Source organism: Providencia sp. PROV189 (genome assembly GCF_028480065.1).
In the GTDB taxonomy this organism is placed as follows: domain Bacteria; phylum Pseudomonadota; class Gammaproteobacteria; order Enterobacterales; family Enterobacteriaceae; genus Providencia; species Providencia stuartii.
The window spans coordinates 94350-109927 of sequence record NZ_JAMPOG010000005.1 but is presented as its reverse complement, the minus strand read 5'-3'; the positions used below and the strand labels follow the sequence as shown (position 1 = coordinate 109927).

At 43.5% G+C, this 15578-nt stretch carries 11 protein-coding genes and 1 pseudogene; 8 read left to right on the top strand and 4 right to left on the bottom strand.

The window, feature by feature from the left end:
* Positions 1–219 precede the first annotated feature (219 nt).
* Entirely contained in the window at positions 220–1743 is a 1524-nt protein-coding gene (gene dgt, locus PR833_RS04570) for a dGTPase (protein WP_040132328.1), read from the bottom strand.
* A gap of 122 nt (positions 1744–1865) precedes the next feature.
* On the opposite strand from dgt, the gene mtnN reads away from it, so the two are divergent.
* Together mtnN and btuF are read left to right on the top strand one after the other, a co-directional pair.
* Entirely contained in the window at positions 1866–2558 is a 693-nt protein-coding gene (gene mtnN / locus PR833_RS04565; protein WP_102780731.1) for a 5'-methylthioadenosine/S-adenosylhomocysteine nucleosidase, read from the top strand.
* Between the two features lie 78 nt (positions 2559–2636).
* Positions 2637–3464: a vitamin B12 ABC transporter substrate-binding protein BtuF gene (btuF, locus tag PR833_RS04560; protein WP_004922504.1), complete on the top strand. Its 828-nt coding sequence runs from the start codon at positions 2637–2639 to the stop codon at positions 3462–3464.
* Between the two features lie 40 nt (positions 3465–3504).
* Here btuF and erpA read toward each other — a convergent pair whose 3' ends face one another.
* Positions 3505–3849, bottom strand: a complete 345-nt coding sequence (erpA, locus tag PR833_RS04555) for an iron-sulfur cluster insertion protein ErpA (protein WP_004922507.1) — start codon at positions 3847–3849, stop codon at positions 3505–3507.
* A 334-nt stretch (positions 3850–4183) separates the two neighbouring features.
* Here erpA and hemL point away from each other — a divergent pair, with 334 nt between their 5' ends.
* Together hemL and PR833_RS04545 are read left to right on the top strand one after the other, a co-directional pair.
* Complete coding sequence (gene hemL, locus PR833_RS04550; RefSeq protein WP_004922511.1) at positions 4184–5473, top strand: glutamate-1-semialdehyde 2,1-aminomutase; 1290 nt, start codon at positions 4184–4186, stop codon at positions 5471–5473.
* Between the two features lie 79 nt (positions 5474–5552).
* Positions 5553–5675: pseudogene (locus PR833_RS04545) on the top strand (NadS family protein); the annotation flags it as partial.
* Positions 5676–5805: 130 nt separating this feature from the next.
* Here PR833_RS04545 and mrcB read toward each other — a convergent pair.
* Together mrcB and hrpB are read right to left on the bottom strand one after the other, a co-directional pair.
* On the bottom strand, positions 5806–8322 hold the full coding sequence (gene mrcB, locus PR833_RS04540; protein WP_036941313.1) for a bifunctional glycosyl transferase/transpeptidase: 2517 nt from the start codon (positions 8320–8322) through the stop codon (positions 5806–5808).
* A gap of 730 nt (positions 8323–9052) precedes the next feature.
* Positions 9053–11545, bottom strand: coding sequence for an ATP-dependent helicase HrpB (gene hrpB / locus PR833_RS04535; RefSeq protein WP_272525916.1), 2493 nt, complete (start codon positions 11543–11545; stop codon positions 9053–9055).
* Positions 11546–11604: 59 nt separating this feature from the next.
* On the opposite strand from hrpB, the gene sfsA reads away from it, so the two are divergent.
* The 4 genes from sfsA (at position 11605) to pcnB (ending at position 15578) form a co-directional block, all read left to right on the top strand.
* Positions 11605–12315, top strand: a complete 711-nt coding sequence (sfsA, locus tag PR833_RS04530) for a DNA/RNA nuclease SfsA (RefSeq protein WP_004922520.1) — start codon at positions 11605–11607, stop codon at positions 12313–12315.
* 198 nt (positions 12316–12513) lie between these two features.
* Positions 12514–12969, top strand: coding sequence for an RNA polymerase-binding protein DksA (dksA, locus tag PR833_RS04525; protein ID WP_004922522.1), 456 nt, complete (start codon positions 12514–12516; stop codon positions 12967–12969).
* 61 nt (positions 12970–13030) lie between these two features.
* Positions 13031–13921: a tRNA glutamyl-Q(34) synthetase GluQRS gene (gene gluQRS, locus PR833_RS04520; RefSeq protein WP_004922525.1), complete on the top strand. Its 891-nt coding sequence runs from the start codon at positions 13031–13033 to the stop codon at positions 13919–13921.
* Between the two features lie 85 nt (positions 13922–14006).
* Positions 14007–15578 (top strand): polynucleotide adenylyltransferase PcnB, encoded by a 1572-nt coding sequence (gene pcnB, locus PR833_RS04515; protein WP_004922527.1) that lies wholly within the window; start codon positions 14007–14009, stop codon positions 15576–15578.

Below are 15578 nucleotides of genomic sequence, written 5' to 3'. Positions count from 1 at the left end.
TTTAAGCTCTACCTACGCGTAACTATAGCGTCTACTAGTGCATATCACCTAGTCAGCAGAATATATGCTCAGTAAAAGCGCGCCTATAATAGCAGTTTTTTTGCCAAGATGAGTTATCACTTTTTCACTTAACGTATATTTTTTTATTATTTTTGTTTGTTTGAACGGCTCTTATTCAAAATAATTGACGCCTTCATCACCTTACTGCCGAATAAACAATCAGTTTGACACCATACATTTACGATATTCTTCATAGGCATAATGATCCGTCATGCCGCTGATATAATCCTGAATCAATCGTGCCCGATAATAAAACTCAAGAATAGATTTCTCTATTTCATTTGTTGCACATATGCCTTCAATTGCTTCACTGTATGACAAACGGTGCTTATTAGAGAGTTTATGGAATAACCGTGTTTCGATAAAAAATTGTTTGTGATAGTTATTTTCAACTAGCGAAATAAAGTCTTCCCTTTCTAACATCAATAATGGGCGATAAAAATCTAACAGCCCCCCAATGATGCGATAACCTTGCAACTCCAGCTCTTCTACTTCGTGATGGCTAAAGACATGCTTAAATGCAACCGTTTTCAAAACTTTAAGTAAACGATGCTCAGGGCTTTTATCTTCCAACAATGCGCTATTGAAGCGCCCTGCATAGATTTCGGGGAGATTCTGAATAAAACGCTGAGCACTGTAACGAGCCAATTTACTGGTAATATTCACTCGTAAATACATAAAAAATTGGTCTTGTTGAATTCGTCTTGTATGGTTATCACTGATATTATTAAAAGCGCTCATAATGGTTTCATCAAATAAGTCGCCTTTTTCGACTACCCCCCATTCGTTCCGCAAATAGTTGATCAATTGTTCAACGGTAAAAATTCCTTTCTCAGCGGCATCATCTAAATCAGCAATACAATAAGAGATATCATCAGCCGCCTCCATAATATAAGAAAGTGGGAAACGACAATGTTCACCCATCTCTAATTTTTTACATAGTTCATTCACGAAACCGAGTTCAGACCAATAGTAGCCCGGCTTTTTCATCAAATAATCAAATTCTTCAGGAATAGGCTCAAGATCATATGCTCCACGCGTATATTTCAAGATAGAGCCGACTTGTGCATAAGTGAGGTTTAGCTTCAATAGGCGATGTACCATGCGTATCCCTTGCGCATTACCTTCAAAAGAGCATAGATCCTGTTTAAGTTGACGACGGAAGAGATCAAGACGTTCATCCCCAGTTAAACGCATGGCGGCGATTTTACAAGGATCAGGATAATCGGGTGTGTATTGGTATTGAGGGGCTAGCAGTTGGCGAAACCAACTCTGAATTGCGGCTTCACCAAAATGCCCAAAAGGAGGGTTACCGATGTCGTGCATCAAACAAGACATTTCGACTAGGCTTTCAAACGCATCACAACGCTCATGTAGCCCATATTTTTCCAGTAACTTTTTCTTTTTTAATTCGTGAAGAACCGTTTTGCTAATGTAACGCCCGACTTGTTGTACTTCTAAGGAATGGGTCAATCGGCTGCGCACTGCGGCATTTTGTTCTAATGGAAATACTTGTGTTTTTTGCTGCAACCGACGGATTGCCGCTGAATTGATAATTCGGCCTCTATCACTTTCAAATTGGCGATTAACAGCATCTTCATTGTGAGCAGAGACTCGAGGACTTTTCGCGCTATTATAGTTTCGTTGATAATTTAATTTTGTTAGAAAATTAATTTCGCTCACACCAACTCCTCATCCTTTATACACGAGACAAAAATAAAAGGCAGAGAAATAATACCTTTCAATGTTACACTTTAGTCATCTCTACCTTAAGTGTCTAATTAATCAACAGTGAGTATGACATAATGAAAGTCGGTATCATAGGTGCAATGGAGCAGGAAGTTGCCATCCTGCGTGAACAAATTGAAGGCTGCCAAACTCTCAGCCGTGCTGGCTGTGAAATTTACACAGGGAAAATTAATGGCGTCGACGTTGCGCTGCTAAAATCAGGTATTGGTAAAGTGGCGGCGGCAATCGGCACCACGTTGCTACTTGAACATTGCCAACCCGATATAGTAATTAATACTGGCTCAGCGGGTGGTTTAGATCCTAACTTAAATGTTGGCGATATCGTTGTTTCAACTGAGGTACGTTATCACGATGCGGACGTAACTGCTTTTGGTTATGAACCAGGCCAAATGGCGCAATGCCCTCCCGCATTTATAGCTGACCCTAAATTGATCGCGCTCGCCGAAAAATGTATTCAACAGTTGGATATGAATGCGGTTCGTGGTCTTGTGTGCAGTGGTGATGCTTTCATCAATGGCGCAGAGCCTTTGGCTCGAATTAAAAAAACCTTCCCTCAAGTCGCTGCTGTTGAGATGGAAGCTACCGCCATCGGCCAAGTTTGCCATCAATTCGCTGTACCTTTTGTTGTCGTACGCGCTATTTCCGATGTAGCAGATAAAGAATCACACACCAGTTTTGATGAGTTTTTACCTGTTGCAGCGCGCCAATCATCACTGATGATAGCGGCAATTTTAGCTGAACTCGCATAACTTTCGTTTAAAATAAAAAGCATAGTCAATAAAACGCTATGCTTTTTATTTATTCTTTTAGTTAGAGGCAATGACTGCATGAAATGGCACCCAAGCACACTTCAAACCACACTCGCCTTACTACTATTGCTATTTTTTAATACATCGGTTGTTGCAGACACGAAACACCGCGTGATCAGCCTTTCTCCAGCGAATACTGAGTTGGCTTATGCGGCTGGATTAGGCGAAAGCCTGATTGCTGTCAGTGCATACTCCGATTATCCTGCCGAAGCGAAACAATTAGAGCAGGTTTCCGATTGGCAAGGCCTTAATGTCGAACGGATTGTGGCACTAAAACCCGATCTTATTTTAGCTTGGCGAGGTGGTAACCCTCAGCGCCCACTCGACCAACTTGCTGCTTTGGGGATCCCTATTATCTATTTCGATCCACAAAGCGTTGAAGGGGTTATTTCTGCTATCGAACAACTGGCTAAATACAGCCCGCAGCCCCAAATTGCCCAGCAGTCCGTTTTATCGATGCGTGAGCAACTTAACCAGCTAAAACAACGTTACGCTCAGCAAGAGCGCCCCAAAAAACGGGTCTTTATTCAACTAGGCACTCAACCCCTATTTAGTACAGGCAGTAACACTATTCAAAATGACATTGTTTCAATGTGTGGTGGGGAAAATATTTTCGCAAACAGTGCTGTGCCTTGGCCTCAAGTCAGCCGTGAACAGGTTATTGCTAGGCAGCCCGAGATGATTGTAATGACAGGAACCGAGACTCAAGAAACTGCCGTTCGCCAATTTTGGCAAACGCAACTTTCTATCCCGATTATTCGTTTAAATGAAGATTGGTTTCATCGTGCTGGCCCTCGCGTAGTGCTGGCGGCCCAGTCATTGTGTGAACAATTACACTCAGAATAGCGATGAATGAGAGGGGGAACGCCCCTCTCAACGATAAGACTTAAATGCTAAATGAAGAACCACAACCACAGGTGGATTTCGCATTTGGATTGGTCACAATAAAACGTGAACCTTCTAACCCTTCAGTATAATCAACACTTCCGCCAACCAAATATTGTAGGCTCATTGGGTCAACCACCAAGGCAACGCCTTGTTTTTCAATGGTCATGTCGCCATCATTAATTTGGTCATCAAAGGTAAAGCCATACTGAAAGCCGCTACAACCACCACCGGTAATGTAAACACGTAGACGCAGGTTTGGGTTGTCTTCTTCAGAAACTAAGTCTTTTACTTTAATTGCTGCCGCATCAGTAAACTGCAATGGCAGAGCTGCATCATCACTCATTTTTTACTCCAAGCCGGTCAACCGGTAATTCAGCGTAAGCAGATAGCTTACTCAGATCAATTTACTAATTATCCGCCAGCTTAGTCATTGATTCAAGTCCTGTGTCGTAATTCAACACATTGTGCATACCAATCAATGCATTTGGTTTAATTGGTTCCGTGCTTTAGAATAGGCCTATTAAATAATTCAAGTTGCATGTAGATGACCAACCAAAAGTGGCCTCACTCAGCGCTACCTTATGGCTTGAGCCACCCTATCTAAGTAACTTGAAGTATGATAAGTCTCGTTTCAACGGTATTTAGTCGATTTATTTGTCCCTATTCAGGAGCCTTGCATGAGCCAATCTTTAAACTTATATAATGAAGCGCAACAGCTAATCCCCGGAGGCGTCAACTCACCAGTACGAGCATTTAATGGTGTTGGTGGTACGCCTTTATTTATTGAACGTGCTGATGGCGCTTATATTTTTGATGTTGATGGTAAAGCTTATGTTGACTATGTAGGCTCTTGGGGGCCAATGGTGCTTGGTCATAACCACCCCGCCGTCCGTGATGCCGTAATCAAAGCTGTCAATAAAGGCTTAAGTTTCGGTGCGCCAACTGCCGCAGAAGTGGAAATGGCAAAACTGGTTTGTGAATTAGTACCTTCTATCGATATGATCCGTATGGTGAACTCAGGTACTGAGGCAACCATGAGTGCGATCCGCTTAGCACGTGGTTACACAGGTCGCGACAAAATTATTAAATTTGAAGGTTGCTACCACGGCCATGCTGACTGTTTATTAGTCAAAGCAGGCTCAGGGGCATTGACAATGGGAGAGCCTAACTCTCCGGGTGTACCTGAAGATTTCGTTAAACATACACTCACCTGCACTTATAACGATCTAGCATCGGTTCGTCAGGCTTTTGAAAATTATCCACAAGATATTGCGTGCGTCATTGTTGAGCCTGTTGCGGGTAACATGAACTGTGTTCCACCAACCGATGAGTTTTTACCCGGCCTACGTGCACTGTGTGATGAATTTAATGCCCTATTGATCATTGATGAAGTCATGACGGGTTTCCGTGTGGCACTCGGCGGCGCGCAAGATTACTATGGTGTACAACCTGATTTAACCTGCCTAGGTAAAATCATTGGTGGTGGTATGCCGGTTGGCGCATTTGGCGGTCGTTTCGAAGTCATGGAGAAACTTGCGCCGATTGGGCCTGTATACCAAGCAGGAACGCTATCCGGTAACCCAGTTGCAATGGCAGCAGGCCTTGCTTGTCTTAATGAGGTTGCACAGCCAGGTGTTCACGCGAGACTGACCGAGCTAACTGAAAAATTAGCCCGCGGTTTAAAACGCGTATCACAGGAGCAAGGCATTCCAATGGTGATCAACCATGTCGGCGGCATGTTTGGTATTTTCTTCACTGACGCAAAAAGTGTGACTTGCTACCAAGACGTCATGAAGTGTGATGTTGAGCGTTTTAAAACCTTCTTTCACCTTATGTTAGAGCAAGGTATTTATTTAGCGCCTTCCGCATTCGAAGCGGGTTTTATGTCTATTGCTCACAGCGATGAAGATATTGAGAAAACCATCGAAGCAGCAGAAGTTGCATTTGCAAAAATGAAAACTGCTTAACCTTTCTTTCACTCGGAGGCGATATCTTCGCCTCCTTATTTACGCCTTTACTCCCTCATTTTGTCGCGACTAGCGTTTCCTCATTAATGTTAAAGCGATTAGAGCACAACTTACAATTTCACAAGTTGAACCCGTCAAAGCATTGGGAACAAGTGCTGAAACAATAAAAAGTGGGGAATTAAAACGGCATATCCCACTTGGATAAGTGGTGAAAATATTTATAGCGATGCAAACAGTCTGTTGTTATTTCAAGTGTTGATCGTATAAGCTCCGCCTATAAAAAATGCCCCGCGAGTTGATACTCACGGGGCATTTTCATTTTACGGTACTAATTAATTATTACCGAACATTTCCTTCACCCAATCTGGTGCGTCTTCTTGGGCCGGTTGAGCGTTGTTATTTAAATCCCAAACTGGCTCTTGCTGTGCGGATGATTGGCATAATGCGTCTGGCGCCTCAGTCCAAATCGGCAATACGCGTCCGCCACCAAAGTCTGAACAGTTAAATTGACCATCAGGCATCACTTTCATATCCACAATCCCTTCAGGCTGACGATTAATCAACGCCAATGGTGTTTGATTATCCAAATAACGCTGATACACACGCAATGCACCGGTAGAGCCCGTTAACTGTGTTGGCCCATTATTATCACGACCAATCCAGACAATGGCGATTTCTTTACCATCAATACCTGCATACCAGCTATCACGCAAGTCATTGGTTGTTCCCGTTTTACCCGCTAAATTATATTTGCCATATTTCTTCAGCAGTACTCGCCCAGTACCTTGTTGCACCACTTGCTGCATACCATAGAGCGTTAAATAAGCCGCTTGTGACGGTATTGCACGCTCAGCGGATGGATAGCTTTGATAAATTTCAGTACCATCGCCATCAATAACAGAGCGTAATGCAGAAAGTTTAGCGCGGTTACCATTACCACCAATGGTTTGGTAGATTTGCGCCACTTCAGCCGGTGTTAAGTTAACCGCACCAAGTAGCATTGCGGGAACTTTTTCCATCGCACTCGCTGGCGCACCTAGGCGCACAAAGATATTAACTATCTGATCCAGCCCAACTTCTAGCCCTAAGTTTACCGTTGGGATATTCTGTGATTTCGCTAATGCATCAACCAACATCATTCCCCCTGTAAAATTGCGGCTATAGTTTCTTGGCCTCCAGACTTGATTCCCCACCTTAACGGATAATGGTTCATCTTTTAGCCATGTATTCAGGCGGAAACGATCAGGCTCATTCAATGCCGCTAAATAAACCGGTGGCTTCGCCAATGAACCAATATTACGACGCGCATTGAGCGCACGGTTGAAACCGGAATATTGTGGCTGTGAGCCACCCACCATCGCTCTAACTTCACCGTTAATGCGGTCAACCACGACCATCGCCCCTTCAATATCATTCAGTTTGCGATCTGCTCGTAGCTGAGCCACACCTGATTCCACCGCATTTTCAGCCGCAGTTTGTGCTACGGGGTCAAGAGTCGTAAAGATTTTTGCGCCAGAAAGCTCTTTAACTTTATCGCCCAGTTTTTCATTTAATTCCTGACGAACCATCTGCATAAAAGCAGGCTGAGAGGCGACAAGCCCTTCTCTTGGTTTTACTCCTAAAGGACGCGCGCTAAGCACTTGATACATTTCATTATCGATAACATTGCGTGTTTCTAGTATTTTCAACACGATGTTACGACGTTTAATCGCATTTTCTGGCTGCGTCCACGGGTTATTCTTTGTGGCACCTTGAACCATTCCAACTAATAACGCTTGTTGGTCTAGGCTTAATTCATTAATAGGGCGACCAAAATAATAGAGGCTCGCTAATGGGAAGCCACGAATTTCATCGTTCCCGTTTTGCCCTAAGAACACTTCATTGAGGTACAATTCAAGGATACGGTCTTTGCTATAGTTGTAATCTAGCAAGAGCGCCATAATGGCTTCATTCGCTTTGCGCCTGAATGTCTTCTCATTCGTTAAAAATAAGTTTTTAACTAACTGTTGCGTCAGGGTACTTCCCCCTTGCACAGATTTGCCCGCCGATAAGTTAGCGACAACCGCTCGACCAATAGAGTAAAGACTCACCCCATCATGTTCATAGAAGTTACGGTCTTCGGTCTCTATCAAAATTTTCACTAGCGATTCAGGGAAGTCTGACAACGGTAAAACTAAGCGCTGTTCATTATTCGCCGACTGCATCATGGTGATCAGTTTAGGGTCTAACCGGAAGAAGCCAAATGAACGGCCATTTTCCATATTTTCAATTTTAGTTAAGATCCCTTGGTCAAACACCATGCGCGCCAATATTTTCCCTTCTTTCTGATCAGGGAAATTAAATGGACGCCGTAATATTTCAATCGTGTTGCCTTTAACGGAAAACTCACCTGAGCTAGTAATTTTCGTCACTTTACGGTATTGCATACCTTCCAGTAAGCGGATCATTTCAGCTTGGCTATAATCCATTCCCGGTTCAAGGTTAACCATCCGGCCATACACTGCCGCAGGTAAATCCCAAACCTTGCCATCAAGGCGTTCTTTGATTTGCTGGTTTAAATAAAAAGCATAGGCTCCAAGCAATACAGCAAAGACAATAAAAATTTTGACCAATAACCAAAACCAGCGCCATCGGCTTTTTGGCTTACGATTTTTGTTACCTTTGTTATTTTTGTTCTTCGCCATTAGCTCGTCCTCTTCATCATCGAGGTCTTGCTCATCAATATCATCGTCATCAAATAATTTTTCATCATAATCATAGTCATCACGGCGGCGGCGTGAATGAGACTGCTTTTTTTTCGTCGACGTATTTTTACGTCTACCAATAGGTTCAAAATCTTTACCGGACATGGTCGCTCCATATCACCTACATTCTTAACGTACTATCCTTGATTCTGACTTAAAATGTCAAAGCGTTCACAGAAGAAAGCTCTTAATTACATTTCATTACCTTACGCAGCAAATAATATCACTCCATCACCACGGACATCTATTAGAGCATAAAATAGCCTTGTTACGCACTTATCTTTGTCTGCACATCATTTGCATCGCTAAATTTTATCTCAAAAACTGCCAATGACATACCAACACGGCAAAAAAACAAAATAAACCCTATAAGCAATTAATAAAATAGAATATTTTTATCCGTGATACTTTACTTTCCAACTAAAAACACGCATACACGTAACACTCAATTAACCAATTAATATTTAAAGTAATTTTTAAAGTTTACTCTATTATTCCATATCAAATAGAGCGTGTAGGATCCATATCAATTTTGTCGCGCAATGAGTGGATAAAAAATGCCTGAAGCTAGCTATAACTTTTTTCTGTTACGTTATGCAGATATTTACATCGATTTACTGACAGACAGTGAAACTCATGCCATGTCTGAGACATAGCACAACAACGCAAGATAAAAACGCTCTCAGTTAGACCTTCTATCACGACCCATATCTGGATTGAGTTGCTAGCGCACCTTATCCATACCAACAAAAAATTAGAAGGCTCAAATTGACTGATGATGCTTTTTCACGGCGTGTTTCGTGTATATCTCGCCTGTTTTTTCATTCGCTTCTATTTAACGCCCCTCGGTATTCATCGCTTTTTTAGTTTTATTGGTAGGTTGCGTATTAGCAGGATCATCTGGCCATAAATGTTTTGGGTAGCGACCTTTCATCTCTTTTTGTATTTCTCGATAGCTGCCCTGCCAAAAAGCCCCTAAGTCTTGGGTGATCTGTAATGGGCGCATCGCAGGTGATAACAAAGCAACCGCCACAACGACTTTGCCATGAGCAACCGTTGGGTTCGATGTCTGCCCATACATCTCCTGCATGCGGATCTCTATCATCGGGGGCTTATCTAAAGAGTAGTGAATGCTTACACGACTCCCCGAACCCGCTAAATAGTCCGTCGGTAAAGCCTCTTTTAACCATTTTTGTTGCTCCCAATCTAAACGATGCATCAGCAGCTCCCCGACATTGATTTCTTGAAGTTGCTTACGGTGAGTTATTCCATCTAAGTAAGGCGCAAGCCAAGCTTCTAAGGAAGCCAACAAAGCCTCATCAGCCACATCTGGTAAAGTGGTATCAGCAAACCAACGTTGAGCCAATTGGCAACGGATCCGAAACTGCTGTGCAAACGGGCTCCAATTTAAACTTTCTAATCCATTTTGCCTTAGCCAATGTAACAATGCCTGTTTAATTTGTTGTCTATCAGGATGGGTTAATCTTTCAGAGCGAACAACCAATTGCCCACATTGCAACCGTCGCCAAGCAATTAAAGTGCCTTTTTGTTCATCCCACTCGACGGTTTCCTGCTGATATAACAAATCAGGACAAGCCGCCTGCAAGCTAGCGATCTCAATAGGGGTTGCTAGACTTATTTTGGCATTTGCTGAGGTTTCAGGTTGCCAAAGTGTTGGAGCGATTAGCCACTCATTTCCTAACAACGCGTCATTTTCATCTAACGATGCCCCTAATCCATTTGCTAACTGATAGCGGCCTTGATGATCTCGACTTTTCGCAATACGGTCTGGAAAACCGCTCGCTAATAAAGTAGGTAACCACTCACTTATTAGCGAGACGTTTCTGCCAACTGCTGCTGTGACCGGATAACCACATAATAAAGTGGCACGTTTGCACCAACTCTCTGTAGGCTTATCCAAATAATAATAAATATCACTGTGAGCTTGTCGTGGAGGCTCTTCTAATATTGCCACTAATAACGCCGCTAATTTAATCACTTCATTATTTTGACTTTGCAAGGCCTTGTACAACACGGCGGCAGTGCGCACTGAACTTCCGAGTTCTGCGACTCCTCTTCCAAGCGGAGTTAGCTTGCCGTGTTGATCAATCGCCCCAAGTCGACTCAGCAACTCTTTCGCTGCGGCTATTGCGGGTTGTGGTGGCAGGTTTAACCATTGAAGCTGCTCCACCGCTTGGCATCCCCACTGCAACAGGGATAACCATAACGAACTTAAATCACTGTGTAATATTTCAGCTTCACTAAATTGTGCAGCTCTTTCCGCTTGCTCTTGACTGAATAAATGCCAACAAATACCGGCTTCTAACCGTCCTGCTCGCCCAGCCCGCTGCTGCATGGACGCTTGGCTAATACGCTGTTTAACCAGTTTTGTTAGTCCAGTGCGAGGATTAAATAAGCCTACTCGTTCAAAACCGCTGTCAACAACTAAGCGAATGCCTTCAATCGTTAAGCTAGTTTCTGCAATATTGGTCGCTAAAACGACTTTACGTTTGCCTTCAGGGGCAGGCTGAATGGCTTGCTGCTGCTCTTTTATTGATAGTGCCCCATACATTGGGCATAAAAGTATGTCCTCACTAACCATAGAAGCTAGCTCTGAGCGTGTTCGCTCGATTTCCCCCGCACCGGGTAGAAAAAGCAATAGCGAGCCACTTTCTTGTTGAAGTAATCGCCAAACCGCATTTGCCACCTCTTTGTGGAATAATTTATTCGCATTGATGGGGTAAAAATGCCTTTCGACAGGATAGGCACGCCCTTCGGATACGATCACGGGGGCATCAGGGAATAGAGCCACCAGCCCTTGATCATCCAATGTGGCCGACATCAACAAGATTTTTAAATCATCACGCAGTGCCTGCTGAGTATCAAGCAGTAGCGCCAAGCCTAAATCCGCTTGTAAACTGCGTTCATGAAACTCATCAAGAATGACTAAACCGACCCCTTCTAACATCGGATCATCTTGCAACATGCGAGTCAAAACCCCTTCAGTCACCACTTCGATACGTGTGTTTACACTAACTCGGCTTTCAGAGCGCATGCGCAACCCTACCGTGTTACCGATATCTTCGCCTAACTGCTCGGCTAACCGTTTAGCGACGCTACGAGCCGCAATTCGTCTCGGCTCCAACATGATAATACGTCCGTCAATCACCCCACTTTCTAATATTAGCCGAGGTAAAACGGTTGATTTACCCGCCCCTGTAGGGGCATGTAATAACACTTGCGGAGATTGCTGTAAGGCCGTAAGTAAGGAATCACTAACGTCATAAATCGGTAACACGCGGCTGATAACTCCAATGGTATTTAACATTTTCAGGCAAAGATTGTAGCATTGCTGCTTATTTCCTGAATACTGATTGCGGAGACAATATGGAGTTTATTCCCCCGTTACAACCAGCCACACTGATCAAACGCTACAAGCGCTTTTTAGCGGATGTCGTTACACCTGACGGTGAAGTCATGACTATCCACTGTGCCAATACGGGGGCGATGACTGGCTGTGCAACGCCCGGAGATAAAATTTGGTATTCAACATCGAATAACTCAAAACGCAAGTACCCACACAGTTGGGAAGTGACACAAACGTCACAAAATCATCTAATTTGTATCAATACATTACGAGCTAATCAGATCATTGCCGAGGCGTTGGCGCAAAAAACCATTCCAGAATTATCCGAATATAGTGTAATAAAGCCTGAGATGAAATACGGTTCTGAAAATAGCCGGATTGATTTCTTTTTATCTGGAGATGGGCTACCCGATTGTTTTATCGAAGTAAAATCTGTCACGTTATTGGAAAATAACCATGGCTATTTTCCCGATGCTGTGACTGAACGCGGACAAAAGCATTTACGAGAGCTAACAACAATTGCTAAAGAAGGAAAAAAAGCCATACTGTTGTTTGCAGTTTTGCATACGGGGATCTACGAGGTCTCGGCAGCAGCCCATATTGATAAGCAATATGCCACACTTTTGAAGGAAGCTATCGAAAATGGTGTTGAAGTACTGTGTTATCAAGTAGATATCAATACGCAAAAAATGCTATTGGGTAAAAAAATTAAGTTTACACCTATCAAATAATGATAGTTTATTCGCTGCTCAAAGCGAAGACGCATGGGTTCTGGAGGCTTAAAAAGGAATAAACACGCGCGCCTTCACAGCATTACAAAACTCATTGCATGAACGATTGCCAAGAGGGCACTCTTCTGCTATTTATAGCGACCTTAATTTTTCCCCCCTTTGGGGTTTTGTGAAATTTGCGTGTGTAGGAGAAGCATTATGCAAGAAGGGCAAAAACGTAAGACATCGTCCTTAAGCATTCTCGCCATTGCTGGGGTTGAACCCTATCATGAAAAAGCTGGCGAAGAGTACATGAACGAAGCCCAGTTGGCGCATTTTAAGCTCATTCTCGAAGCATGGCGCAATCAACTCAGGGATGAAGTAGACCGGACAGTTACTCATATGCAAGATGAGGCAGCTAACTTTCCAGATCCTGTTGATCGGGCAGCCCAGGAAGAGGAATTCAGCCTTGAATTACGCAACCGGGACCGTGAACGTAAGTTGATTAAGAAAATCGAGAAAACACTGAAGAAAGTCGAAGAAGACGATTTTGGCTTCTGCGAATCTTGTGGTGTGGAAATCGGCATCCGTCGTTTGGAAGCCCGCCCTACCGCTGATTTGTGTATCGACTGTAAAACATTAGCAGAAATTCGCGAAAAGCAAATGGCTGGCTAATCACTGATTATGGAGTCCTTAACGGCGCACTAACCTTGCGCCGTTATAAGGAAATCTAGTAATGAGCACCTCCACTTCACCCTATATTGGTCGCTTTGCACCATCTCCATCAGGTAACCTTCACTTTGGTTCACTCGTCACCGCCCTAGGTAGCTATTTGCAAGCACGCTCGCAAAAAGGTAAATGGCTGGTGCGTATTGATGATATTGATCCCCCAAGGGAAGTTCCCGGCGCGGCTGATAATATTCTAAAAACGTTAGCGCATTACGGCTTATATTGGGATGATCAGGTACTGTACCAATCAAAACGTCATGATGCCTACCGTGCTGCATTAGATGACCTTCGCCAACAAGGCAAAAGTTACTACTGCACTTGCTCACGGCAACGTATCAAAGCATTGCAAGGGCATTACGATGGTCATTGTCGCAACCTCCATCTTCCAGACCATCAAGCGGCTATTCGATTAAAACAAACTCACCCCGTTTATCAATTTACAGATAGGCTCAGAGGCGAAATTGTGACACCAGCCAATGTCGCTGAAGAAGATATTATTATTCATCGTAAAGATGGTTTGTTTGCTTATAATTTAGTCGCTGTTGTTGATGATCATTATCAAAATGTCACTGAAGTGATGAGAGGCGCAGACCTAATCCCTACCACCTCACAGCAAATTTCGTTATATCACCACCTTTCATTGCCTGTTCCTGATTATGCCCATTTACCGCTGATCCTAAATCATGATAATAATAAGCTATCAAAGCAAAATCATGCCACAGCACTGCCGATGACGGATCCTCGCCCAGTAATATGCCATGCACTAACATTACTGAATCAACCGCCAATCCAGCACTGGCGTGATTTGAGTACCGATGAGATTTTAAAAACCGCAACGGATAAATGGCAGCTAGCGGCGATCCCATCTCATGATATTATTGACAATGCTTATGACTGAATATGACTTTTATGCGTTTAAGCATTCTCAAAGAAAGGCCAGTAAGCTATGATTAGCCGCTTATTTTGTTTAATGAATATTCGTAATGATATCGAGGTGTACTATTTTTAACCGAGTAGCAAATTTCTGCCGTAATATTTTATCGCGAAATGACAAGGACACGCGTGACGCACAGGCAGCCGGTGAAAGGCCAGTCACTTATTCTGACACTGCGACAGCTCAGTCCGTAGAACAGAACGCTAAACAAACAAAAACCACGGTTCGTCAGTCCAAACGTGCCGGTATTCAGGCAGAGAAATCAGAGACAATGACGACTGAAACAGATGAAAATATCACTGTAATTCCTCGTTCAGAGCATACTATTTCACGTAGTGATATTAGTGATAATGCGCTGAAGGTACTTTATCGCTTAAATAAAAATGGCTATGAGGCCTACCTCGTTGGCGGTGGTGTACGTGACTTACTCCTTGGTAAAAAACCCAAAGATTTTGATATTACAACTAATGCAACGCCTGAGCAGATCCGCAAACTATTTCGTAACTGCCGGCTAGTCGGTCGTCGATTCCGTCTCGCCCACATTATGTTCGGGCCAGAGGTCATTGAAGTTGCCACTTTCCGCGGTCACCATGACCAAATTGAGTCGGAAGATAAAAACCGCTCCCAGCAAGCCAAAAATGGCATGTTGCTACGGGATAATATTTTCGGCTCTATCGAAGAAGACGCAATCCGCCGTGACTTTACCGTCAATAGCCTTTACTACAACATTGATGACTTCTCTGTTCGTGACTATGTGGGCGGCTTAAACGATCTTAAAGCGGGGATTATTCGCCTTATTGGTGACCCAGAGACTCGTTATCGCGAAGATCCTGTTCGCATGCTACGTGCGGTGCGTTTCGCCTGTAAATTGGATATGCGTATTGAGCCAAATACGGCGCAACCAATCCAACGTCTGGCACCGCTATTGCGCGAAATTCCTTCAGCAAGGTTATTTGAAGAGTCACTGAAACTACTACAAGCGGGTCAAGGTTATGCAACCTATAACATGCTAAAAGAGTACCACTTATTTGAGCAACTGTTTCCGGTTATCAGTAGTCGCTTTACCAATAACAATGATTCGCCAATGGAAAAAATCATTGATCAGGTACTCAAAAATACTGACTTTAGGCTCAAAAATGATAAACGGGTTAATCCTGCATTTTTATTTGCAGTCATGTTATGGTATCCCGTTACGGAACATGCAGAAAAGCTGTCTCAAGAAGGTGGGCTTGCCTACTATGATGCTTTCGCACTGGCGATGAATGACATACTTGATGAGCAGTGCCGTTCGATTGCGATACCTAAACGTATCACCACCACCATGCGTGATATTTGGCAATTGCAATTACGCCTTCCTCGCCGCCAAGGGCGCCGAGCGAATAAATTAATGGAGCATCCAAAGTTCCGTGCTGCATTTGATTTATTAGAATTAAGGGCCAATGTTGAACGGAGAAATGAGCTTCAAGAGCTTGCTGTCTGGTGGGATGAATATCAGCGTTCCAATAATACTAAGCAGCGTGAGATGATAGCTGAGCTAGGTAGTGCGCCAGTGCGTAAACGCCATCGCCCACGCAAGTCATCATCAAGCGCCCATAAACCAAATAAAAATCAGGGGTCATAG

Bases quoted from the DNA above. Each gene is read 5' to 3' on its own strand.
- mtnN (WP_102780731.1), top strand. From the start codon at position 1,866: ATGAAAGTCGGTATCATAGGTGCAATGGAGCAGGAAGTTGCCATCCTG.
- btuF (WP_004922504.1), top strand. From the start codon at position 2,637: ATGAAATGGCACCCAAGCACACTTCAAACCACACTCGCCTTACTACTA.
- erpA (WP_004922507.1), bottom strand. From the start codon at position 3,849: ATGAGTGATGATGCAGCTCTGCCATTGCAGTTTACTGATGCGGCAGCA.
- hemL (WP_004922511.1), top strand. From the start codon at position 4,184: ATGAGCCAATCTTTAAACTTATATAATGAAGCGCAACAGCTAATCCCC.
- mrcB (WP_036941313.1), bottom strand. From the start codon at position 8,322: ATGTCCGGTAAAGATTTTGAACCTATTGGTAGACGTAAAAATACGTCG.
- hrpB (WP_272525916.1), bottom strand. From the start codon at position 11,545: ATGTTAAATACCATTGGAGTTATCAGCCGCGTGTTACCGATTTATGAC.
- sfsA (WP_004922520.1), top strand. From the start codon at position 11,605: ATGGAGTTTATTCCCCCGTTACAACCAGCCACACTGATCAAACGCTAC.
- dksA (WP_004922522.1), top strand. From the start codon at position 12,514: ATGCAAGAAGGGCAAAAACGTAAGACATCGTCCTTAAGCATTCTCGCC.
- gluQRS (WP_004922525.1), top strand. From the start codon at position 13,031: ATGAGCACCTCCACTTCACCCTATATTGGTCGCTTTGCACCATCTCCA.
- pcnB (WP_004922527.1), top strand. From the start codon at position 14,007: ATGATATCGAGGTGTACTATTTTTAACCGAGTAGCAAATTTCTGCCGT.